Source organism: Rahnella sp. PAMC25559, assembly GCF_050632365.1.
In the GTDB taxonomy this organism is placed as follows: domain Bacteria; phylum Pseudomonadota; class Gammaproteobacteria; order Enterobacterales; family Enterobacteriaceae; genus Rahnella; species Rahnella rivi.
Map to the genome: position 1 here is coordinate 253449 of NZ_CP192544.1, position 22682 is coordinate 276130.

17 protein-coding genes and 4 pseudogenes are annotated in these 22682 nt (G+C 48.8%); 13 read left to right on the top strand and 8 right to left on the bottom strand.

Annotated features, from left to right (window positions below; genetic code table 11):
• Positions 1–79: 79 nt before the first annotated feature.
• From ACQZQY_RS23520 to ACQZQY_RS23530, 3 genes are all read right to left on the bottom strand, one after another.
• Positions 80–1438 carry a TolC family outer membrane protein gene (locus ACQZQY_RS23520; RefSeq protein WP_082465701.1) on the bottom strand — a complete coding sequence of 453 codons (1359 nt, stop codon included), beginning with the start codon at positions 1436–1438 and terminating at the stop codon, positions 80–82.
• 549 nt (positions 1439–1987) lie between these two features.
• A complete protein-coding gene (locus tag ACQZQY_RS23525; protein ID WP_431297350.1) occupies positions 1988–2758 on the bottom strand; it encodes a DUF3750 domain-containing protein in 771 nt (256 codons plus the stop codon).
• Between the two features lie 208 nt (positions 2759–2966).
• Positions 2967–3986, bottom strand: coding sequence for a hypothetical protein (locus ACQZQY_RS23530; protein ID WP_235533401.1), 1020 nt, complete (start codon positions 3984–3986; stop codon positions 2967–2969).
• Positions 3987–4394: 408 nt separating this feature from the next.
• Between ACQZQY_RS23530 and ACQZQY_RS23535 the strand changes: the two genes are divergently transcribed.
• Both ACQZQY_RS23535 and ACQZQY_RS23540 read left to right on the top strand, forming a co-directional pair.
• Positions 4395–5072: an SDR family oxidoreductase gene (locus tag ACQZQY_RS23535; RefSeq protein ID WP_431297351.1), complete on the top strand. Its 678-nt coding sequence runs from the start codon at positions 4395–4397 to the stop codon at positions 5070–5072.
• A gap of 255 nt (positions 5073–5327) precedes the next feature.
• Positions 5328–5606, top strand: a pseudogene (locus ACQZQY_RS23540) (MFS transporter); the annotation flags it as partial.
• 1369 nt (positions 5607–6975) lie between these two features.
• Here the strand turns inward: ACQZQY_RS23540 and ACQZQY_RS23545 are convergent.
• Together ACQZQY_RS23545 and ACQZQY_RS23550 are read right to left on the bottom strand one after the other, a co-directional pair.
• Entirely contained in the window at positions 6976–7374 is a 399-nt protein-coding gene (locus ACQZQY_RS23545; protein ID WP_431297352.1) for a hypothetical protein, read from the bottom strand.
• A gap of 222 nt (positions 7375–7596) precedes the next feature.
• On the bottom strand, positions 7597–7692 hold the full coding sequence (locus ACQZQY_RS23550; RefSeq protein ID WP_431297353.1) for a tail fiber assembly protein: 96 nt from the start codon (positions 7690–7692) through the stop codon (positions 7597–7599).
• 76 nt (positions 7693–7768) lie between these two features.
• On the opposite strand from ACQZQY_RS23550, the pseudogene ACQZQY_RS23555 reads away from it, so the two are divergent.
• From ACQZQY_RS23555 to ACQZQY_RS23570, 4 genes and pseudogenes are all read left to right on the top strand, one after another.
• A pseudogene (locus ACQZQY_RS23555) lies at positions 7769–8310 on the top strand (IS3 family transposase); the annotation flags it as partial.
• 154 nt (positions 8311–8464) lie between these two features.
• Complete coding sequence (locus tag ACQZQY_RS23560; RefSeq protein ID WP_431297354.1) at positions 8465–9703, top strand: MFS transporter; 1239 nt, start codon at positions 8465–8467, stop codon at positions 9701–9703.
• Positions 9704–9991: 288 nt separating this feature from the next.
• Positions 9992–11722, top strand: a complete 1731-nt coding sequence (locus ACQZQY_RS23565; RefSeq protein WP_431297355.1) for an ABC-F family ATP-binding cassette domain-containing protein — start codon at positions 9992–9994, stop codon at positions 11720–11722.
• 128 nt (positions 11723–11850) lie between these two features.
• Positions 11851–12585, top strand: a complete 735-nt coding sequence (locus ACQZQY_RS23570) for a pirin family protein (protein WP_414072040.1) — start codon at positions 11851–11853, stop codon at positions 12583–12585.
• A gap of 815 nt (positions 12586–13400) precedes the next feature.
• Here the strand turns inward: ACQZQY_RS23570 and ACQZQY_RS23575 are convergent.
• Positions 13401–13715: an I78 family peptidase inhibitor gene (locus ACQZQY_RS23575; RefSeq protein WP_136377269.1), complete on the bottom strand. Its 315-nt coding sequence runs from the start codon at positions 13713–13715 to the stop codon at positions 13401–13403.
• Between the two features lie 1500 nt (positions 13716–15215).
• Between ACQZQY_RS23575 and cspE the strand changes: the two genes are divergently transcribed.
• On the top strand, positions 15216–15428 hold the full coding sequence (cspE, locus tag ACQZQY_RS23580; RefSeq protein ID WP_056779359.1) for a transcription antiterminator/RNA stability regulator CspE: 213 nt from the start codon (positions 15216–15218) through the stop codon (positions 15426–15428).
• Positions 15429–15575: 147 nt separating this feature from the next.
• Here the strand turns inward: cspE and ACQZQY_RS23585 are convergent, their stop codons facing one another.
• Positions 15576–15935: a hypothetical protein gene (locus ACQZQY_RS23585; protein WP_431297356.1), complete on the bottom strand. Its 360-nt coding sequence runs from the start codon at positions 15933–15935 to the stop codon at positions 15576–15578.
• 82 nt (positions 15936–16017) lie between these two features.
• On the opposite strand from ACQZQY_RS23585, the gene ACQZQY_RS23590 reads away from it, so the two are divergent.
• The 6 genes and pseudogenes from ACQZQY_RS23590 to mtr all read left to right on the top strand — a co-directional run bounded on the left by ACQZQY_RS23590 (position 16018) and on the right by mtr (position 21611).
• Positions 16018–16500 (top strand): NUDIX hydrolase, encoded by a 483-nt coding sequence (locus ACQZQY_RS23590; RefSeq protein ID WP_421671125.1) that lies wholly within the window; start codon positions 16018–16020, stop codon positions 16498–16500.
• Between the two features lie 67 nt (positions 16501–16567).
• Positions 16568–16897, top strand: coding sequence for an NIPSNAP family protein (locus tag ACQZQY_RS23595; protein WP_431297357.1), 330 nt, complete (start codon positions 16568–16570; stop codon positions 16895–16897).
• 289 nt (positions 16898–17186) lie between these two features.
• Positions 17187–17711, top strand: a pseudogene (locus ACQZQY_RS23600) (CatB-related O-acetyltransferase); the annotation flags it as partial.
• Between the two features lie 72 nt (positions 17712–17783).
• A pseudogene (locus ACQZQY_RS23605) lies at positions 17784–18922 on the top strand (IS3 family transposase).
• 288 nt (positions 18923–19210) lie between these two features.
• Complete coding sequence (locus tag ACQZQY_RS23610; RefSeq protein WP_390975921.1) at positions 19211–19759, top strand: hypothetical protein; 549 nt, start codon at positions 19211–19213, stop codon at positions 19757–19759.
• Positions 19760–20366: 607 nt separating this feature from the next.
• Positions 20367–21611 (top strand): tryptophan permease, encoded by a 1245-nt coding sequence (gene mtr / locus ACQZQY_RS23615; protein ID WP_122096915.1) that lies wholly within the window; start codon positions 20367–20369, stop codon positions 21609–21611.
• A gap of 45 nt (positions 21612–21656) precedes the next feature.
• Here mtr and ACQZQY_RS23620 read toward each other — a convergent pair whose 3' ends face one another.
• Positions 21657–22679 (bottom strand): substrate-binding domain-containing protein, encoded by a 1023-nt coding sequence (locus tag ACQZQY_RS23620; protein ID WP_122096914.1) that lies wholly within the window; start codon positions 22677–22679, stop codon positions 21657–21659.
• Positions 22680–22682: the final 3 nt, after the last annotated feature.

The following is a 22682-nucleotide window of genomic DNA, read 5'->3' on the forward strand; positions in this document are numbered from 1 at the left end:
TGTCCATTCCTTTTATATACCCAATAGGTGTTATTACAACGCCATTAACCTGGCATTGTTTTTCTGTCGGAACTGCAGGTTACTTTAAATCAGGCAGTGACTGACTCACGCCCTGGTTAATACCGAGTTGTGGCAATAAATCATTCATCGCCGTGGCGTAATTTATTTGCGAATACCAGCTGTCGTATCGGGCGCTGACCTGTGAAAACTGCGCCTGGAATACATCCTGTTCCACGCTGAGTAAGTCATTCAGGGTGCGCTGATTGAGCTTATATTCGTTTTTGTACACATCACGCGAGCGGACAGAATCCTGCAACTGATCCGCACTGGCCTGCAACTGCCCTTGTGCGCCAGCCCAGTTGGCATAAGCCACAGAGGCTTTTTGCAGTACATCCAGCTTGGCCTGATCGACCAGCGTGGCGGCAATGTTTTTATGCCCTTCCGCCTGGCTAACGCGGGCGGAAACCGCGCCTCCCTGGTAGAGCGGAGCATTCACGTGCAGCTGGATCTGATTATTCCAGTAAGGGTTATTGGTTGTTTCGTAACGGGTTCGGCTGGCCTGTAAACTCAGGGTCGGTAAATAATCAGACTTGGCTTTATTCACTTCAAATGAGGCGGACTCTTGTTGCGCCTGCGCATATAACACGGACGGCACACGCGAATAATTAATATTATCCGGCATGACCGGCGGATCTAAATTCACACCGGACACGGGCAGGTAATGATTTGCTTTCACGCCGGTCAGCGACGCTAATTGGGCTTTCGCCGCAGATAAGCTCGCCTGATATTGTTTCAGTGTTGAACGCATCCCGGAAATACGTGATTGCGCCTGTAATACATCCGAGCGGGTACTTAATCCGGCATCGGCGCGCAAAGAAGACATTCGCCGGACTTCTTCGAGCGCATTAATATTATCCTGCACGGCCTGGGTCAGATCCTGATATTTCAGCACATCGAGATACGCCGTTGCCGTTTGTTCGGCGACGTCAGACAGTGTCGCCAGCAGTTTGTAGCGATAGCTTTCCTGCGCAGATTTCTGCTGGTGAATACTGGCGTTGGTTTTGCCGAAATCGTAAACCAGCTGTGAGAGCGTCAGGCCGTAAGCCGCCGCATTGTTCAGGCTGTTGAAGGAGTCCTGCTGCGTCGAGTTACCGGTATTGGCGGTCAGCCCGATTTGCGGATACCACGCACTTTGCGCTTCGCGGATTTGCGCCTGACCAATCCCCATCTGATACGCCTGCTGGGTAACGGACGGGCTGCGGGAAAACGCCTGCAAAATGGCGGTTTTCAGATCCACCGAATCCATGCCTTTCATCGACGGCGCAGTGGCCCACTGTGGCGCTGTTTCTGAAACGGCGGCCTGTGTGATAAACGGCAGCGTCAGAAACAGAGTGAGCACGCTGCACTTTGTTACGACACTCTTAAGCATTTTTTTCATCTGACGCTCCTGTCGGTATCCTGTCGGAAACATCCTCGTGCCGCTGTCGCACTGTTTCCGAAACATCTCTTCCTTTTCACTTACGGCATCATTATTGCAATGTTCCTCACTCAGAAATAGTGGCTGAAAACCGTCGGAACGCTCTGAAACAATCGGAGGACACATTCACGCGGTGCGAAAAATCCTAAGTTTTGCATTCATCAGATGAATGAATTTGCCTGTGATATCAGGGTGTTATTTTTCTCACAAAAAGATGTCGTGAAGTGACAAAAAGCACACTGAAATCAGGGGATTCGTTCACAATCGTCGGAAAAGCTTTACAAAAGTCAGGCAAATCCTAGGAATATTTGCGAAATCCTTACAAAGAAAATCACCTGAATTTGTCTTATACGGCGTGTCAGGAGGGTGAAATGAGAGAAAAGCGAACGATTATTCTGAATAATTCCTTAGGGTGTTTTGCCTGAATCACTTCAGGCAAAGGTGAAAAATCAGCAGAATAAAAAACGGCGGAATTGTTTAATGAAACTGATGTGTTGAAGGGGTATCTGCTCAGAGTTCGGCATTGCCGGGATTATCAAAACCCACACGCCCGATGAAGGGTAAACGCAGCGCCGGAGACTTAATATCAATGCCGAGATTTAGCCCTAACACATTGACCTCCACGCCCTCTTCCACGCCCATCGTGACGCCCAGAAGCCCCAGCACCGATACCTGAACGCCACGCCCCGACGGCGGTAAACCGATCGGATTGGTGATGCCGCGATAGTCTTTACCGATCGCATTCGATGGCATATCTAACTTGAGATCCGGCACTTCACGGCCAATATGCGCCATAAAGGTGTTACTGTTCGGGCCCGGCCAGGCGTGATAGGTATGCGGATAAGGGTAATTTTTGATGGCCGCTTCGATCTGCGGGATCAGCGCCTGCGCTGACGCGTCCCGGTGATCGACCAGCTTTCTCGGCCTTGAACCAAACCAGTAGCCGTCAGGTATGGCGTAGTTGCGGCGAACGACGTTGTCGCTGCCCCAGCTGACCACGTCGTAACGGGTAAAGGCGGTTTCCCCTTCACGTTTGAAAATAATCCACGGGTGGACGGCGACCAGCCCGCGCCATCCGTAAGTGGGTGCAACGTAAATCTGCACAATCGCGGTGTCTTTGAGCTTAACCGGATCGGGTGCAATCCCGGCGGAATCACGGCGTGCCGTTGACCAGTTTTGCACGGGTTCTTCTTTGGTCTGGGTCGCTTTGGCATAGCTGTATCCAAATGACAGCAGCAAAACACAGACAAAGACGAGGCTAAACCATTTAAGGGTGATCATGCTTTTTTCACCTGAGAGAATTGTTCGAAACCTCCACATTACGCACTGCGCCGGAGGGTGGCAATAACGCATGGCATTTGCGGGCGTTCAGGCGGGAGGGGGGTACGGGAATGTTGCGGGATGCGCGGCGGCGCGGGGTGAATCTGCACATAAAAAGAGGGAGATATCGCTATCTCCCTCCGGGTATAAACGACAACTGACTTAGCCGTTAATGACGCTGATGTGTAAACACCGGCTCAGGCTGAGTGCGGCGACCCAACATGCCCATCGCACCGGCCAGTACGGCTTCAACGATTAACATAAAGAAGGCGAACCAGCTGGCTTTCGCCGTGGCGGCGGCGGCTTTCTCGCCAGCTTCACGGGCTTTCTGCTCCGCCTGCTGTTTCAGTTCTTCGTATTTTGCCCGCGCCTGCTGATAGGTTTTCTCAGCCTGGCTGACAATCTGATCCACTTCCTGATCGCTTTTACCGGTACGCGCTTTGATGATATTTTTCAGCGCTTCGCGGTCAGCCGCCTGGAATGTCGCTTCATTACGGGAAATAAGGCCCTTAATAAAGTTGGTCAAATCAGTGTCGGCAGTTTGCGGATGGTTCGCGGTGTCACCGGCCTGCGCCTGTGCATTATTGACTTCACCTTCCGCTTTATTTTGCAAGTTCTCCGGCTGTAATTCCGGTTTACCCGTCTGACGCAACGTGGTTTCAAGTTCATTCTGTAAACTGTCGAGGTTAATATTATTCTCGCCCAGTTTATCTTTTACCATCTGAGTCACCGGCGGCGCGGCGGCGGATATTCCGCTGCCTAACGTTTGCAACCCGGAACCCACCACACTCATCGCGCCGCTCATGGCATTATTCACCACCACCAGCAGGAACCAGGCGCAAATCAGCGTATTGACGCCAAACATTAACAGACCATGCAGCGCACCTTCGCGCTGGGCCAGACGGCCGCTGGCGTAAGCACCGGCCGCGATGGAGATCAACATACTGGCACCGGTCCAGATGGCCGCGCCCATACCCAGACCGTCCAGCGGATTTTGTTCTTTCAGCGGATCAATGGTACTGGCTCCGACCGCGGTACCTAATATGGACAACAGCAGATAAACCACCATTGAAATAATGACACCCGCGAATACCGCACTCCATGAAATACGTTTAAGGGGAACAGAATTTACCGGTTCAACCAGCGTATTATTGTAATGCCCTGGTGCAGGGTTAGGGTTTTCAATCATTTTGATATCTCCATTGGTTACCATACTTTTCATTAAAAAAAAGCAAATAAGGTACGTTAAACTCCTGAGAACCACCGCAAAAGGCCATATTAAATATATAAACCTGACAGCAGCTTAAATAAGATTAGCCATAAAACGGGAAATTGCCTCTGTCGCACCGCGAATTCAACGTCCGTTTAAGTCAAATTTGTCAAAAACTCATTAAAAATCATTACCTGTTCGCAATGAAACTATTTTAATTATTTTATAAAACCGGTCGGTGTGTAAAACGTGAAGACGTCAACCGCACACCGGGAAAATGGGACAGCAAGCCATTGCTGCCCCGCGGGCTCTGCCGCATACTGCCGGTAACATGACGAAAGGCTGAAAACGAATATCTGATATAACCCATTGAACAAAAGGATGAATATGACTAATTCTCAGAAAGCATTGATCATTGGCGCCTCGCGCGGTATCGGTTTAGGCGTGGTAAAAGTTCTGGCAGAACGCGGCTGGCAGGTCACCGCGACGACGCGTGATGCGGTTCCTGCCGGCAGCCCGTCCTCTGCAGAGTGGCTGAAGCTGGACATCAATAAAGCTGATGAACGCAAGGCGGTGAAAGATGCGCTTTCAGACAGCACGTTCGACCTGATTTTTGTTAACGCAGGGGCATTCGGCCCGGATCATCAGGACGTCAATCAGGCAGATGATGAAGAGATCGTCAGGCTGTTTATGACCAACACGTTTTCCCCGGTGCGCTGCGCAACAGAATTGCTGCCTTTGCTGAAAGCGAAAACAGGTGTCATCGCGCTGATGACGTCTGAACTGGCCAGCCTGAATGAAAACGACGTCGCCACTTACCCGCTCTATTCCGCCAGCAAAGCGGCTTTGAATATGCTGACGCGTCCGCTGAAAGAAGAAACCGACAAGCAGGGTCAGACGCTTTTATCCGTGCATCCGGGCTGGGTGCAGACTGACATGGGTGGTGAAAATGCCACACTGACCATCTCTGAAAGCACCAACGGCATTGCTGATGTGTTCGAAAAATGGCGCGGCAAAGGCGGCCATCATTTTGTGGAATATTCCGGCCGCGAACTGCGCTGGTAAAGGTTCCCTCCTGTTTAAAACGGTAAACAACGGCCTCTGCGGAGGCCGTTTTGCATGGTGGCAATCCGCAGGCTGCACCGCCAGACCGCGCACGACAACGTTGTTCACTCTGCGGGTTAAAGATTTGCCGCAGGTTTTGTGATAAATATACGACTCACCTTGTTTGTTAATTATTTGTATACACAATAATTGCCGGGCTAACGAGTCGTCACCGACCGCAGACCCGGCATCTTTCATTTTCTTCAGGGATTTGTCATGTCTGCTCTCTCCGGCCAGTCGGACTCACTGTTACAGCACCGCTCGTTTGTCGCTTTCTGGATCGCCCGTGCGGCTTCCAGCTTCGGTTTCCAGATGCTTTCCATTGTGGTGAGCTGGCAGATTTACTCGATGACCGGTCGGGCGTTCGACCTCGGGCTGATTGGTCTGGTGCAGTTTCTGCCGTCGGTGTTGCTGGCGCTGGTCGCCGGCCACGTTGCCGATCAGTTCGACCGTCGCCGCGTGGTGCTGCTCGGGCAAATTGCCGAGTGGGTCGCTCGCCCGTGATAAATGCTGCCTTTTCCTCTTCCCATGATTCTTCCAGAGTGCCCCCGTTTGAATTTCATCCAACCTTACTGCCCTATTGCTTGCTAATGAAAAGGTTAAATGAGTCACGTTTGAAGAGGATTAGTTTTGAAGAAGGCTAAGATACCCTTCAGCGACACCTTAGTTATGCTGCTGACTGGCAAGGAAATAAACTTGAGATGAGGGATGTGTTCACTTGAGCCATTAACTACTTTTTTGACGGGGTTCCCCTCAGGCAACGAAAAAATCTCCTAGTAGGGATAGATTTGCCTTTGAAACTTCCAGAACAACAATTTTTCAACCTAGCCAGCGAGCCGTTTTTTTCTTATCAGATAATAATGGTTAAGATGATGATTAGTATTTATTGTACTATTTTATTACAAAAATAATTTAATTTTTAAGATAACTTATGCGTACGATAAGAGTAGGATCATTGTCACAAGATTTTAAATAAAAAGGCTCAGAATATTGTGAAAATCACATTGATTGTGATCATCGCTTTTGTGTTTGTCATCGGGCTGGTTTTTTGGGTAGTCAAATCAAGAATGAATGATGTAGATAATGATTACTGAGAAATAAAGCACACTTATAAGCTTTAGTTATAAAAAATAAAATTAACGCTCTTTATCTTGAGAAACTCACCTTATTAGTTAACAATTATAATTTAACATTAATAACAAAACACTTATTTGAGTTAAATTAATCAAATGGAACAACTTACTATTAAGCGAAATTATTTTTCGTTAGTAAATGAATGTTAATTAATTCTTAATTTTTAAGGTGACTTTTCTAAATCTACACTTCCGCCGGACCCCATCTAACAAACACAACGCTTATGATTAGCTACTCTGCCGATTGAGTTAACATGTTCGCGTTATAATTAATGCGTTCTATCCGAGTAATTCCCAAATGTAAAAACTGATGTTCATTGCCCGCCTGTCGCTGGCTTTTTTATGCATCAGAAAGCTTGTTAATAATAGACTTGTAACACTCAACCTCACACTCATTAACCAAATGCATGCGCTTATTAGCGGAAACCTTTATCAAATTCTTACGGCTGATTTCGTAGCCGTTTTGGCGTAAACCAAAGACAACATCCCCCAAGAATCACACAAATCTCATCGTACTTTTCAGATTCGCCCATATGCCCTCCTTAAATGTTAAAGCTATTCTTGAACGTTTTAAGAGGTTAGGAAAACCATTGCTTATCGGCAAGGTAAAAAAGTTATGAGGTGGAACGTGGATTTGCAACTGTTGACTTTTGAACTGCCTGACTGGTTTACATATATAAAAACCCTCCATGGGAGGGTTATGAGCTTTTTTCAAAGAGGCATCAGACAAATTAGTTAGTGGCCAACTGCTTAACCTGATCTGCTTCAGCTCGGATGTCTATCATCATAAAACTCAGCAGTCCTTCTCCTGCAGCTTTCCTGGCTACATCATTGTCAGCAATAAGATAGAAAGGGGTAGGAACGCTGTAGGGTGCCTTTTCTGCAGGTAACACAGAATAACTTAGAGCAGTGGGGGTATTTGCAGACATGCATGAAATTTTCCACTTATCAACCTGATACTGATTCGCTTTACAGGTGGTTATACCGTAGTCATAAGACATCTTGTTACTGACAGCACTCATAGCTTCAGTAACATAAGTCGGCTCACTACCTCCCTTGAAATTACCATAAGCTATTCCTGCAACCAGCAAAAGCGGCACGGTATACAAACAAATTTTACTGATCTTCACTCTCGAACCCCTGTCATCCATTCCATTAATTACGATTAAGATTACTCCTAAACATATTGCAAATAAATGTCAGCTTATAAAAGAATTGAAAAAAAATATCAATAACTGAGAGTGACTATTATTCCGTGAGGGTATTAATTTGTGATTATTGTATGTGAAACATTTCCATGATCTGACCAACTTTAAATACAATTAGTATGATAATTTTGTTAAAAAGTATGATTATAAAGTTGGAGCGACAGACCAAGAGATGTTTGGGGCCAGTGCAGTATCAACCTTTGTGATTGAGTAACGGTATTTCTGCCATGCTTGCAGCACCGGTATGTCTGACTCTTCGATGTATCCGCCATCCTTAGCATTGAAGTGGTTTACTGAATTTGGCCACCTGAACAGGGATGTCGGACTTTCTACGATGACGAAATGGGTAAAGCAACTGCGTGATGAGCGGCAGGGAAAAACGCCAAAAACCTCTCAGATTACACCGGAACAAATCGAAAGACGCGAGCTAAAGAGAAAGTTGCAAGGTATTGAAAAGGAAAATAAAATATTACAAAAGGCTACCGCGCTCTGATGTCAGCCCCCTGAACAGTTCTCGATAATCGGGAAACTCAGAGCGCGTTATCCTGTGTCCACTCTCTGCCATGTGTTCGAGGTTCATCGCAGCAGCTACAAATACTGGAAAAACCGTCCTGAAAATCCAGACGGCAGACGGACTGTATTGCGGAGTCAGCTACTTGAGCTGCATGGCATCAGCCACGGTTCTGCCGGAGCAAGGAGCATCGCCACCATGGCAACCCAAAGAGGCTACCGGATAGGACGCTGGCTTGCTGGAAGGCTAATGAAAGACTGGGGCTGGTCAGTTGCCAGCAACCGACTCACCGATATAAACGTAGTGGCAATCCGCAGCCTGCACCGCCAGACCGCGCACAACAGCGTTGTTCACTCTGCGGGTTAAAGATTTGCCGCAGGTTTTGTGATAAATATACGACTCACCTTGATTGTTAATTATTTGTATACACAATAATTGCCGGGCTAACGAGTCGTCACCGACCGCAGACCCGGCATCTTTCATTTTCTTCAGGGATTTGTCATGTCTGCTCTCTCCGGCCAGTCGGACTCACTGTTACAGCACCGCTCGTTTGTCGCTTTCTGGATCGCCCGTGCGGCATCCAGCTTCGGTTTCCAGATGCTTTCCATTGTGGTGAGCTGGCAGATTTACTCGATGACCGGCCGGGCGTTCGACCTCGGGCTGATCGGCCTGGTGCAATTTCTGCCGTCGGTGTTGCTGGCGCTGGTCGCCGGCCACGTTGCCGATCAGTTCGACCGCCGCCGCGTGGTACTGCTCGGGCAAATTGCCGAGTGGGTCGCTATCGCCGCGCTGGCCTGGCTGACACTGACGCATCACGTAAATGAAGTGGTGATCCTCAGTTTGATTTTCATGATTTCCACGGCCAAAGCGATGGAAGCGCCGTCCCTGCAATCGATGTTGCCTGCGCTGGTGCCGCCGCATTTGCTGGCACGCGCCATGGCGGCGAACAGCGTTTCCGGCCAAGCTGCGGCGATGGTCGGCCCTGCGCTGGGCGGCTTTTTGTATGTCGCGGGCGCCAGTGTGGCTTACGCGGTGTGTGCGGCGCTGTATCTGTTGTCGATTGTGATGGTGAGCCGTTTACGTTACGAACATACGCCACCGCGCCGCGTACCCGCAACGTTCAAAACACTTTTCGCCGGGATCGGGTTTATCCGCAACCGCCCCGACGTGCTGGGCGTGATTTCTCTGGATCTGTTTGCCGTGCTGCTCGGTGGCGCCACCGCCCTGCTGCCCATTTTCGCGCACGATATTCTGCACACGGGGCCATGGGGATTAGGTTTGTTGCGCGGCGCGCCTGCGGTCGGTGGATTGATTGTCGGTTTCTGGCTCAGCCACCGGGCGCTTAACCGCAACGTCGGGAAAATCATGTTTGCTGCCGTCGCCGGATTTGGTGCCGCGACGCTGGTGTTCGCATTTTCCACCTCGCTGTGGTTATCCATTCTGGCGCTGTTCGCCCTCGGCGGATTCGATATGGTGAGCATGGTAATCCGTGGCGCACTGGTGCAGCTCGACACGCCTGACGATATGCGCGGCCGCGTCAGCGCAGTCAATTCCATCTTCATCAACACTTCAAATCAGCTCGGCGAGTTTGAATCCGGCCTGATGGCGGCCTGGCTCGGCGCAGTGCCTGCCGCCGCCATCGGCGGTGTGGGTACGCTGATCGTGGTCGGCTTATGGATGACGTGGTTCCCCGGCCTGCGCAAACGGCAGAAGCTGGAAAACGAAGTGATTGCCGCATAAATGTATGGCGGGGATTTTCGTCACTGGAACAAATCCAAAATCCCCAATATACTCAACTCATTCATTCACCAACGTTATATAAGGAGGATTGCCATGCTGACCCGTGAAGTTTTTTTAATTTCACTCGTCCTTAGCGATCGTCACTGCTCAGGTATTTCCGGCACCGTGCCGCGATAACCCGCCTGAGCGAAGCTAACTGACAACCTGAGAACTTCCCTCCGGCTTACCGGTTATCGTCGGCGTTTCTGACGATGGGCATAGCTATGCCTGAAAACCTGAGTAAGCAACATGACAACATTATTGTCTGCACAATCCTTATCCTTTGATAACACCTTCGGCCCGCTGCTGGCTGAGATTTCCTTCGGCCTGAAAAAAGGCGACCGCATCGGGCTTATCGGCCATAACGGCTGCGGTAAAAGTACCCTGCTGAAAATCCTCAGTGGCGATCTGGCCACGTCTTCCGGCACGGTGACGCTCTCCGGCCAGTGTCTGATGGCCCGTATTGAACAGCATCTGCCGGCGGCGCTCGCCGGGGGTTCGCTGATTGACGCCGTGCTGAATCATCTGCCGGAAAGTCTGCATCAGCCGGAACGCTGGCAGGCAGAAGTGCTGCTTGCCACGCTGGGGTTTGACGAAACTGCCTGGGATCTGACCGCCGGCACGCTCAGCGGCGGCCAGCACACCCGCCTGCTGCTGGCGCGGGCGCTGATCCGCCAGCCGGATTTGCTGCTGCTCGATGAGCCGAGCAACCATTTGGATCTCCCCACCCTGCTGTGGCTTGAGCAGTTTCTGAAAAACTGGAACGGCAGCTTTGTGCTCGTTTCCCATGACCGCAGCCTGCTGGATAACGTCACTAATGCCACCTGGATCCTGCGCGATAAAACCCTGCAATTTATCCGTTTGCCTTGTACGCAGGCCCGTCTGGCGCTTGAGGAAAAAGACTGCGCTGACGCCTTGCGCCGCAAATCCGAGCAAAAGGAGATCGACCGCGTGGAAAAAAGCGCCAAACGGCTGGCGGTGTGGGGCAGCGTGTATGACAACGAAGGGCTGGCGCGCAAGGCCAAGCAGATGGAAAAACAGGCAGAACGGCTGAAGGACGATCAAACCGAGGTGACAGCCGGTAACCTGTGGAAATTGCGGCTTAACGGTGAAGCCTTACCGGCTGACCGCGTGCTGGCGATGTCCGGTTTGCAGGTACGCCCCGCGCCGGAGGCTCCGGTGCTGTTTAATCTGGAAGAGATGCGGGTGAAAAGTGGTGACCGTATTGCGCTGATCGGGCGCAATGGCTGCGGGAAATCGTCACTTTTACATACGCTGTGGCAGGCGTTTATCCACCGGGACTCAGCGGTTCCCGGCGTGATTTTTCACCCCCGCGTGCGTACGGGTTATTACGATCAGAGCCTGCAACAGCTGCGTGACGACGACAGCCTGAGCGATGCGCTGGCACAGTTTGCTCCGCTGCTGGAGGAACAACGAAAAATGGCGCTGATCGGCGCCGGATTCCCGTACATCCGCCATCAGCAAAAGGTCAGCACGCTGAGCGGGGGTGAGCGTTCACGGCTGCTGTTTATCGGCCTGACGCTGGCGAACTACTCGTTGTTACTGCTCGATGAGCCGACCAACCATCTGGATATGGAAGGCAAAGAAGAGCTGGCGGAAACGCTGAAAACCTTCAGTGGCGCAGTGCTGCTGGTGTCGCACGACCGGCGTCTTATTGAACAAAGCTGCAACCGGTTCTGGCTTATCGACAAACAGCGGCTGGAGGAGTGGCATGACCTCAAACCGGTATACACAATGTTAGCAGGCGGGCCGCCGCCGGTTGCGTCGGCAGTCGTGAAGCAGACATCCGCAATACCGGTGCAGGAAACAGAAGAGGAACGCCTGCTGGCGATGCTGCTGGATCTGGAAAGTAAGCTGGAGGAAGACCGTGCGCGGAAGCCGAAACATCAGAAACCAGAGTTGCAAAGCCGCTGGCAGCAGCAAATCGCCGAGCTGAACGCCCTGCTGGATTTGACCTGACGAGCGCAGTGCCGCAAGGACGCGGCCTTTATTTCTGGTGTATTCGTCCGTTTTTGTCAGGACGGTGCGCTTTAGAGAAGATTGTGTGCTAAAAAAACCTGTCAGCCTGAAAATCAGCCGGAGAGATTATGTTTAACGTACTGCGCGCCGCGCCTAAAACAACATTCGAATACGGCCCTTTCAAAATCAGACGTATGCGGCCAGGGCTTATTCTGCCGGACGCGGGGGATGAGGCATTCGGCCCGCTCAGCGTCATCGACCACGCCACGCTGGACGTGGGCACAATGGTCACCCTGCACGAACACAATAATGATGAAATTCTCAGCTATCTGTGGCGCGGATCCATGGTCCATGAAGACGCCGCAGGGCACCGCGTGGCGCTTTCGCCGAAAAAACTGATGATGATGAACGCCGGTAAAAGCATCTGGCATGAGGAATCCACCCCGCTCGTCGCGACCGAAATGTTGCAAATTTTTATCCGGCCTCGCAAAGCCGATTTAGAAAGCCGCGTTCAGTTTATGGAACGTCCGGAAGGTATCGGGGTGGATCACTGGACCATGCTGGCCGCGCCGGAAGGGATCAATTCGCCGCTGGAAATTCATCAGGCGGTGTATGTCTATGATATCCGGCTGGAGAAAGATTCCACTACGGCGATCCCGTCACATCCGGGTTTTGCCCAGTGGCTGTATGTCATGGACGGTGAAATTACTCTTGATGAGTACCGGCTTGAGAAAGGTGATGCGGTCAGTGATGTCGCGAGCGGCCTGCCGGTGGCAAAAGCCAGCCGTGAATCCACGCTGGTCTGTTTTTTGGTGTTGCTCGGGGCAGAAGCCAGCCTGGCGGGAACCATCAGCGGAACATAAAAATCATGTGGATTATATAATCACAGGATTTTGGGATTCCGTGATATACCCGGACTTTTAATTATCACAACCCCTAAATAGAGAAAGCCCCAGTAATGAATCACCGGGGCTTTCAGGGTACTACCAAATTAATATTTAACATTCATCAACTTAATTACTTAACTCTACTTCTCATGATGCACATATTTTCACAGGATATATTTGTTACTGCTTTACTGCTGTCCTCCTAGAGTTTTATGGAATAAGCGTTCATCCTGCTAATTTCATTAAGGCATATCCTTAAGATTTGTCTTAATGAGTACATCGCCCTCGCGATATAGACTCTTTGATGCGTTGCCTTACTTTCTTCGCGACATTCTCGATTTCATACTTACGTACCCAAATCGCGAACATTACTCTTCATAACAAGGCCTTACATCATCGCGTTATGGTCCACATGATGCGATTACAGTATTCTACTTCAAGGCCTGACATCCTCTTCTCACGTGGCTTGGTATTTCAGCCCGGTGTTGAAGAACCCATACTAAATACATCGTGGCCTTCATCGCATTTATTTACAGCTCAATAACTTTGGTACTCACTACTCGGTAATACACGCCGGATAATAAATCTCTTAACCATCTCCTCTCCAGCGTTAAGTTCTAATCTACTCGTTATAAACTGCGTGTCAACACTGTATTTTAGTACAGGGTTAATCGACGTTCTGAATATTAAAAAATGTAATGAAATCTGTGATCTAAACCTTAATTTCCGATGAGGTTTCTAAGAATAATCACAGCAACCCGCCCGAGTTGTTTAATAAACAAGCAGATCGGTTAGGAACAGTACAACCGGGTGATCACACCTTTCTCATCAGACTCAATATTCAGACGTTCGGCGCGGTAATCCATCGTTACCGCCGTGTCTGGTGTGATGTGTCTCATCGGCTGCGCGAACCGCAGCGTATCAAGTGCCGAGGCCGGTTTGCCAATCAGATAACTGAAGGAACCCGCGCCGCAGGTGTCCGGCTGCTGCACGGTGGCGGCGTTTTTCGCACGTTCATTCTTTACATCATCCTGATGGCTCTGACACCCCGTCAGGCCGATCGCGGCCAGCGCGCAGAGGGGAAGCATGTTTATCTTGATCATCATCGGGCTCTTCTTTCAAAAGTGAATCAATGTGCGCAGGCGCATAAGCGCGTAATGCCTTTTCAACAGACAGAACAGCTGCGAGCAACTGTCTTGTGTAATTCTGGGTAAAAAATAAGCCCCCTTTAGCCAGCGGGCCATCAGCAGGCAGAGTCACGGCCCTGGCGGGCCGGCTACTGTTTCGGCAGCAGCGTGCAAGTTAATATTTTTGGTGCCACATTTCCAGATACCTCCACAAAAAAACCGGCTCACTGGCCGGTCTGCATTTGCAAAAACATCAGTACATATTAGCGCTAAATAACTCAGCGCTACCCTTAGGGTAGAGCACTTGGGTAATAAAGATACTAAGCTCGAAATTATTATCCCGGCAGGGATGTCATTTAAACGTGCCATAAATGTCTGTACTTGTGACAGTACGCGGGTTGCCAGCTTCAACATTCAAGGGGAAATGAAGCGAACAGGTGAACCGAACGCAATAAAGGGTTAGTACAGTTTTATTGAGGTGTTTCACCGTGAAAGTGATCAACAGGCAAATACAGCTCAAACAGATGCAGAAGATAAAGGAATCAGAAGCTTCTTAAATCCGCAAACTGACGCACACTGTTAATAAAAACATGTTATTAAAAACAGTGTTGACACGGTACTAAAAATCCGTAAATTAGGCTTCAACAGCGATACGAAAGTGTATTTCTGTTAGTTTTAAAAAGATTGAATACGTTAGTTTAATAATCTATTTGGATGACGCAAGTTGTAGTATTAAATGTGAGTAGATGTACCTGATGTATAGTCTGAAATACATGTAGTTGTGTTAATTGTAGTAATAGTTGTAGGCAAGTGTAATAAGTGTTAGTACAAACGCGATGATGTAAGGCTTTGTTTTTATTGACTATGAGTTCGCGAAAGCAATGAGTGTCAGTAGTTTAAATATCGCGAAGGAAGTAAAGCCACGCATCAAAGAGTGTATATCGCGAAGGGGAAATGTACGAGTTGAAGTAGTTTGGCCTGACTTGGTTTTGTGTTCGTGTAAGTTGTCAGGTGGTTTTAAATCGATAAAGGAGGGAGTTATAGTTTTCAGTACCCAATGTTATCTGTAGTAACTTGTGCATTTAAAGCAGTACCAAATAGCAGTAAAAAGTAACGAAGTATATTAATGTTAAATTTTAAGTTAGCAGTACCTTAAAAGCCCTGACTCGTACAGTCAGGGCTTTTATTGTTTATGCATCAATAATGGATTCCCCCTGCCCTCATCCTGTTTCAGTGCTTCGACTGCTTAATTATTCACCGAAAATTAATCCTTGCATAAAAAATCAAACCAGGTCTATTATGACGGCATCGGTTTGGAACACAGACCTTATGAAAGCAGTTTTAGTAAAGCAGTCCTCATTTAAGCGTTATCCTAGATACCCTTCTTCATGAGCCTCCTCCTAAGTGCCCAATAAGTAAAACTCTGCAAAACAGGCCATCTTCGCTGCATAAGCGGCTCAAAAACGAAAGGAAGTATCTATGTCTAACAAAATGACTGGTTTAGTAAAATGGTTTAACCCTGAAAAAGGTTTCGGCTTCATCACTCCTGAAGACGGCAGCAAGGACGTGTTCGTACACTTCTCCGCCATTCAGAGCAGCGATTTTAAAACCTTAGACGAAGGCCAAAAAGTGGAGTTCTCTATCGAGAACGGCGCGAAAGGCCCTTCAGCTGCAAATGTTATCGCGCTGTAATTGCCGATAATTGCACTAACACTTACGGTAGCGATGAAGGCAACAGCCTGAGCAGATAAGTGAAAGTGATAAAAAACCCGCCCTGAGCGGGTTTTTTCATTTTAAGGCACTGTAAATACTCCAACAGCAGTAAAGAATGACGGTCGTTTACCCCAGCTGCTGGAGTGAAAAAATGAAGCCAAAGAGTGCGAAGCCAACAACCGTTACTGTCAGCAGAGCCAAGAGTAATTTCCAACCAAACACCTTCCCCTCCACACAGTCAGCCTGATAACCCCGAACGATATAAATAATATTTTTTCCATGGTCAACCTGGAAAAGCGTCTGGAATCCACTCGATAACGTTTTCTGAAAACACTGATCAGCAACGGCTGAAGCCGTGTCTTCACGGGCGACGGGGCGCTGCGGCTCCAGGCAACTGTCTTGCGTGTGGCTATGAGACTGAGATTGGTGGTGGGTCTGCTTTGAGCGAGGAGCAGACATTTGAGTTATGTTAAAGCTGAAAAACATTCAGGCTTACTGATTGTTCATACATTAATTTATTTTTATATATAATTCTAAATAGGGTTTTAAACTCTTTTGAGGTGACTTTGTGCGCATTCGTCCATCATCGCGATTAATAATACTCTCGCCTGAAAATCACGTGCTGCTCTTTAACTTCGTTCATAAAGATGATGCTCTGAGTGGGAGATCCTACTGGGCAACCCCAGGGGGTGGGCTTGAACACAATGAATCTTTCGAGCAGGCTGCTTTGCGTGAGTTACTTGAAGAAACAGGTCTGAAAAGAAGTACTACGGGACCGCAAATAGCATCCAGAACCTTCCCAATGGTTTTGCCCAGTGAGGAGACTGTTCTTGCAGAAGAACGTTTCTTTATTATCAATACAGATGAATCAGATATCGACAGATCTGGGTGGAGTAGTAACGAAAAGAAAGTCATTCGCGATCATTATTGGTGGACAATAGAAGAACTCAGATGTACCAATGAAACAATCTTCCCATTGGATTTGATCCGTAACATTCTTGAAGGCAAGTTAACCGACTCGTTATCGCATAACGCCTCGCAATGTCCTTAACGTTCGCTTTTGGCACTCGGGAGACGCTCAGGCTCAGCATGATAAGAAAATGAAAAGGATATCGAAGATGAAAACAGTCGAATTTCTGCTGTACACCCTTAAACCCGGCACCGGGAAAGACTTCCACAGAATCATGACGGAGGAGAGTGCTCCGCTTCACCGTTCCGCGGGTATGGATATTATTTCTTTTGGTATATCCGCACATGACAACGACGCATACTATCTGATCAGAGCTTATAACAGCCTCTCCCAGCTCAAATCCTCTCAGGAATCTTTTTACAACAGTGAAGAATGGCGTCTTGGCCCCCGGCAGGCCATTATAGATAGGATCAGCGTCAGCGTTAAATCGGTTCTCACGCTTAGCAACAGTGCAATTGAGAGTTTACGATCCAGTTAATTGTGCGGCTATGTACAATATAGCCGCGCAATCGGCATTTTTTATTGCCTGCTATTAAATTCTCGCGCTATCTGGACACAACCCTCCGTCTGTTCAATACAGGCTGAACGCCCTCACAAAAAAATCTTTAACTAGAACTTTTATTACATGCCTGAGCTGTTCACCCCGTGTCTGCGGTATCTAACCGGCAGCTATGCGCGTAAAGGGGACATTATGCCTACGCTTAAAGGGTTACTGGCTTCATGCTATATTCACGTTAAAGCAACAAAACGACTTTTTGGGAGAAATTATGTACGGACCGGATCCCGCTGATACACATCCAATGCAGGGTTTTCCACAGGTTTGTTTCATCAAAAACACCGTGACAAATCCCAACATCATTATCGGTGATTTTACTTATTATGATGACCCAGAGGACTCGCAAAACTTCGAGCGTAATGTTCTCTATCACTTTCCATTTATTGGTGACAAGCTGATCATCGGTAAGTTTTGCGCGATAGCAAAAGGTGTTCAGTTCATTATGAATGGGGCTAATCACAAAATTGACGGCTTCTCTACTTTTCCGTTTTACATCTTCGGAAACGGATGGGAAGAAAGCATGCCTCAACCCGGTGATTTACCCTACAAAGGTGATACGGTGATTGGTAATGATGTATGGATAGGTTATCAGGCGATGATTATGCCAGGCGTTAAGATTGGCAATGGAGCTATAATTTCAACGCGTTCTGTGGTTACTTCAGATGTCCCTCCATATGCAGTTGTGGGCGGCAATCCCGCAAGAGTAATTAAGAAACGTTTTACTGATGATATTATTCTAGCTCTGAATAGACCCGGGTTTCGTAGACACTTTTTTGCCTCATAATGGAGGCTTAATGAAGGAGTGTTTATGTCAGTCAAAACGTTCACTGAAGAATTAAAATTGAAGCCGTAAAACAGATCACTGAGCAGGGGTACCCTGTATCTGAGGTCTACTCTCGACTTGGTGTATCCACTAATAGTCTTTACGCCTGGGTTAAGCGCTACCATAAGCCCGAGCCGCAGCGTAAGCAGGACGATGCACTTCAGCATGAAGTAAAGCGCCTCAGGCAAGAACTTAAGCGAGTAACTGAAGGGCGGGATATCTTAAAAAAGGCCGCCGCGTACTTTGCAAGAACGTCAGGCTGAAGTACGCCTTCATAAAAAAAATGTCGTCCTTTTATGCTTTACGCAGGTTATGCCTGGTTCTTGGCCTCCATCACAGATGGTTATTACCAGTGGCTAAAGCGGCCTAAATCTTTGCGTACCCGGCAAGATGAACGGCAAACAGGCTTGATTAAACAACTGTGGCTTGAAAGCGGTACGGTTTACGGCTATCGGAAAATCTGGCTCGATATGAAAGATCTGGGTGAATGCGTCGGACGTAACAGGATCGCGCGCCTGATGAGGCTCGCTGAACTAGCATCTCAGACTGGATACCGAAAACGACGCTATTACGGTGGCGGAAAGCCTTCTTTTGCCAGTCCAAATTACCTTGAACGCCAGTTCGTTGTCCCAACCCCAAATACGCATTGGGTGAGTGACATGACTTATATAAGGACGCATGAGGGTTGGCTGTATCTGGCTGTTGTTCTTGATCTCTTCTCACGCCGGGTTATCGGCTGGAGCATGGGCGGACGAATGACCGCTGAGTTAGTAATGGATGCATTATTGATGGCGGTATGGCGACGTAAACCAACGGCAGAAGTATTAATCTATTCAGATCAGGGCTCTCAATATACGAGCGAAAGATGTCAGCATTTTATGACAGCTCACAATTTAAAAAGCAGCATGAGTCGTCGGGGTAATTGCCACGACAACGCAGTGGCAGAAAGCTTTTTCCAGTTGCTAAAACGGGAACGCATAAAGAAACGGATCTATAAAAATAGGGAAGAAGCGAAGGCGGATATCTTCGATTATGTCGAGATGTTTTATAATGCTAAACGCCGCCACAGTGCCTGTGAGGATCAAGTGACCTGCTCCCCGTTGATTAGTACATCCTGTCGTTAGTAACGTCCGCTTCTGGCACAAAGCAGACATGCGGGCGTAAATGGTCCGCAAAGAGCGAGGAACAAACGTTCATTCCTGAATGATAGCCACATATTTGCTCTGGGCTACGTGAAGAGCATCGCAAGCAAACAATTTTATATCGGTGCACATTTATTTAGCGTCACTAAAGCGTTGCAGTGTTTTAGCCAGGAACCATCTGAAAATCAGAACCTCGCTTAGAGCGGTGTCTACTTTACGTGTATAACATCACCGTGTTAAAATTTCATTTTTAATTCTCAGGACATGGATATGTTTAATCGATTTAAATCTTTAGTAGCGACTCCAAAAAATAGTTTTGAAAGAACCACAGGCAATTTTAATTATACTGGCGCTTACATTTCTATAAACAATAAACTGGCCTATCGCTACGATTCCCGATCACCTGATGAAATCAAAAAGAATGGATTTGCTGGTACACTGAGTCGTGAGACTGAAGAGATTCGCGTTTTTGGGGAACAGAACGTATTTGCTTCGCGTTCCAAAGAAGGGGCGAAAAAATTTTTAGACATTAATCAGTATGTAGGACGGGAAAAAATCCAGCATCTTTATGAAATTAATACAAAAGGGATGCCGACATTTTCATTCGTTGAAAATAAAAATATTAACTCTGACGCGTTAATTGAAAATATCGCTGAGTTTACTCTGCAAAGGGCACTCGTTGAGTTTCCGAGAGATCAGGCCAGGCTTTTTGCAAGAGAAGCTATTGAGAATCTATACTGTTCTGTCGATGAACTGCATATCAATGGCCCAATACCTTCATCACGAATAAAACATATTACGACCATCCTGGTGAAATGAGTTATTCATGTAGCTGAGGGAATACCCTTAGCTACAATCGCCTCAACTCCGTTTTTCTTCTGATGTGAGGTAAGCCCCTTTATTCTTGACCCGATAACGGTGATGATCAGTTTACATCGTCTATTCCGCTCGTATGCGACAATAATGATGAATGTAACCCTGACATCAAATAGTAACTCTGATTGGCAAGCCTTTCTGAGTTCAGAAATCACTTATATATTTCATTTAACTAACGGACTTTTTGCCGCCTGTCCTATTCGGAATTATTTATATACCCAGTTGTCAGGATATTCGGCAATCTATCCGCGATAAGAGGTGTAGTCTTAGCGATATTTAAAAATATCACGTTCTCTTTAATAAGAGCATTTGAACAGTAAAGATGTAGACCCAGATTTGTCTACAGGCTCGGGGGCACTGCACTCCTCATGCTGCCCTTCGTACCAGTGAACTAGTTCACGGTGTACAATATGGCTCGTTTGCACTATATTGTCGCGCTTAAGGTCAGAGCCGCAGAATAATCACGCGCTTTCTGACGTCCTTTACCATCTCTTCTTTTACAGCAATTCGTTATATGAATCGTGATAAAAGCCACGCGAGGATCCGCACTATGGCGACGCTTTCCAGGGAAGCCCCACTCCGTTCCGTTTTTGGCGGTGCAATGATTATCGGCGGAACCATCATCGGTGCCGGGATGTTTTCGCTGCCGGTGGTGATGTCCGGCGCCTGGTTCTTCTGGTCGGTCGCCGCACTGGTCTTCACCTGGTTTTGCATGTTGCATTCCGGGTTGATGATCCTCGAGGCCAACCTCAATTACCCGATTGGCTCCAGTTTTAATACCGTAACCCGCGATCTGCTCGGTAAAGGCTGGAACCGGCTGAACGGCATCACCATCGCCTTCGTGCTGTACATTCTGACTTACGCCTATATCTCGGCCAGCGGCTCGGTTATCCAGCATACGATGCGTGAAATGTCTGTGAGCTTTTCACCACGTCTGGGCGGAATGCTGACCGCGCTGGCCGTCGCGTTTATCGTCTGGCTGAGCACCCGTGCGGTCAGCCGGATGACCGCCATCGTGCTCGGCGCAAAAATCATCGCGTTCTTCCTGACCTTCGGCAGCCTGTTGTGGCACATCAGGCCGGTCAATCTGCTCAACAGCGTGGAACTCCATCCGAGTTATATGCCCTATGTGCTGGCGACGCTGCCGTTTTGTCTGGCGTCGTTTGGCTATCACGGCAATGTTCCGAGCCTGATGAAGTATTACGGCAAGAACCCGCAGGTGATCAAAAAATGTCTGCTGCTGGGCACGCTGATGGCGCTCGGGCTGTATGTGATCTGGATGCTGGGGACCATGGGCAATATTCCGCGTCCGGATTTCATCGGTATCGCTGAACGCGGCGGCAATATTGATGTGCTGGTGCAGTCACTGAGCCAGATCCTCAACAGCGAAGGCCTGGATTTACTGCTGACGATTTTCTCGAATTTCGCCGTCGCCTGCTCTTTCCTTGGCGTCACGCTCGGGTTGTTCGATTATCTGGCAGATTTATTCAAGTTTGACGACAGCAAAACCGGACGTTTCAAAACGGCGCTGGTCACCTTCATTCCGCCGATGATTGGCGGCGTGATTTACCCGGACGGCTTCATTTATGCCATCGGCTTCGCCGGGCTGGCGGCCACGGTCTGGGCGGTGATCGTACCTGCGCTGATGGCGCGCAAATCGCGTAAACGCTTTGGCAGCCCGCTTTATCGGGTCTGGGGCGGGAATAAAATGATTGTGCTGGTGCTGCTGTTCGGGGTGCTCAACGCGGTGGTGCATATTCTTTCGAGCGTGAATCTGTTGCCGGTATACCGGTAATGCGCAGGCACCCGTTCCTGATGCGGTGTCGGGAACGGGTTCGTCTCAGGCGGGGAGAGAATCCGGGTGCCGCCAGTGCAGCCGGGGGGCTAAGTAGCAGCGGAGTTCTTCAGGCTGCTGCTCATTGATAAGACCGATCACCACTTCAAAGCAGTGCATCGCCAGCTCGCGGCAATCCTGTGCCACGGTGTCGATTTTCACTGACAACGAATCATAAAGATAATGGTCATCGAAACTGCACAGGTGAATGTCACTCTCGAGCAGTTTGTGCTGGCTCATATAACGCAACACCCCTTCCATCAGGCCGCACGAGGCGACATACAACGCTTTGGGCGGACGCCCCAGACGCGCGCAGAGATTTGCAAACATCTCATAGCCGGAGCTCGGATGATAATTGCCGTACATGATCCATTCAGGCTGGAGGCTGACGCCGGCACGTTCAAGGCCCAGCTGATAGCCCGCCAGACGGTCACGCGTCGGGGAAATTCGCGGCTGCCCGCCGAGAAAATAAAACTCATCGGCATGGTTTTTTGCCACGCGGGCGACCAGTTCAGCGGAGGATTCGATCGCTTCGCACACCACCAGCGGCAGCTGAGTGTCCTGCATGTGCCGGTCAAAAAGCACCACCGGCAACTGCTGACTGATTTTGACGTATTCGGCGTCGTTGAGCATGCTTGAGGCGACGATCAGCCCATCCACCTGGCGCTGGATCAGGTTATTCACCACCATGGTTTCCTGACTGGTATTTTCATCGGTACAGGCAATCAGCAACTGCATACCGTTCTCGCGACACAAGGTTTCCAGTTCGTTTGAGCAGGCTGCGAAGCCATAGTTGGTCATTTCCGGCACCACCAGCCCCAGCGTGTAACTGCGCGCCGCGTTGAGTGAACGGGCGTGAATGCTCGGCTGATAATGTTGCTCAGCGGCCACCGCGAGCACGCGATCGCGCGTGACATCGGAAATGCGAAACTTTTTGCTGTGTCCGTTGAGCACCTGGCTGGCAGTCGATTTCGACACGCCAGCCAGTTCGGCTATGCCGCTGATAGTAATGCGTTTGGTCTTTTTCACTGC

Bases quoted from the DNA above. Each gene is read 5' to 3' on its own strand.
- ACQZQY_RS23570 (WP_414072040.1), top strand. From the start codon at position 11,851: ATGTTTAACGTACTGCGCGCCGCGCCTAAAACAACATTCGAATACGGC.
- ACQZQY_RS23585 (WP_431297356.1), bottom strand. From the start codon at position 15,935: ATGTTTTTCAGCTTTAACATAACTCAAATGTCTGCTCCTCGCTCAAAG.
- ACQZQY_RS23560 (WP_431297354.1), top strand. From the start codon at position 8,465: ATGTCTGCTCTCTCCGGCCAGTCGGACTCACTGTTACAGCACCGCTCG.
- ACQZQY_RS23565 (WP_431297355.1), top strand. From the start codon at position 9,992: ATGACAACATTATTGTCTGCACAATCCTTATCCTTTGATAACACCTTC.
- ACQZQY_RS23530 (WP_235533401.1), bottom strand. From the start codon at position 3,986: ATGATTGAAAACCCTAACCCTGCACCAGGGCATTACAATAATACGCTG.
- ACQZQY_RS23575 (WP_136377269.1), bottom strand. From the start codon at position 13,715: ATGATGATCAAGATAAACATGCTTCCCCTCTGCGCGCTGGCCGCGATC.
- ACQZQY_RS23595 (WP_431297357.1), top strand. From the start codon at position 16,568: ATGAAAACAGTCGAATTTCTGCTGTACACCCTTAAACCCGGCACCGGG.
- mtr (WP_122096915.1), top strand. From the start codon at position 20,367: ATGGCGACGCTTTCCAGGGAAGCCCCACTCCGTTCCGTTTTTGGCGGT.
- ACQZQY_RS23535 (WP_431297351.1), top strand. From the start codon at position 4,395: ATGACTAATTCTCAGAAAGCATTGATCATTGGCGCCTCGCGCGGTATC.
- ACQZQY_RS23610 (WP_390975921.1), top strand. From the start codon at position 19,211: ATGTTTAATCGATTTAAATCTTTAGTAGCGACTCCAAAAAATAGTTTT.
- cspE (WP_056779359.1), top strand. From the start codon at position 15,216: ATGTCTAACAAAATGACTGGTTTAGTAAAATGGTTTAACCCTGAAAAA.
- ACQZQY_RS23520 (WP_082465701.1), bottom strand. From the start codon at position 1,438: ATGAAAAAAATGCTTAAGAGTGTCGTAACAAAGTGCAGCGTGCTCACT.
- ACQZQY_RS23525 (WP_431297350.1), bottom strand. From the start codon at position 2,758: ATGATCACCCTTAAATGGTTTAGCCTCGTCTTTGTCTGTGTTTTGCTG.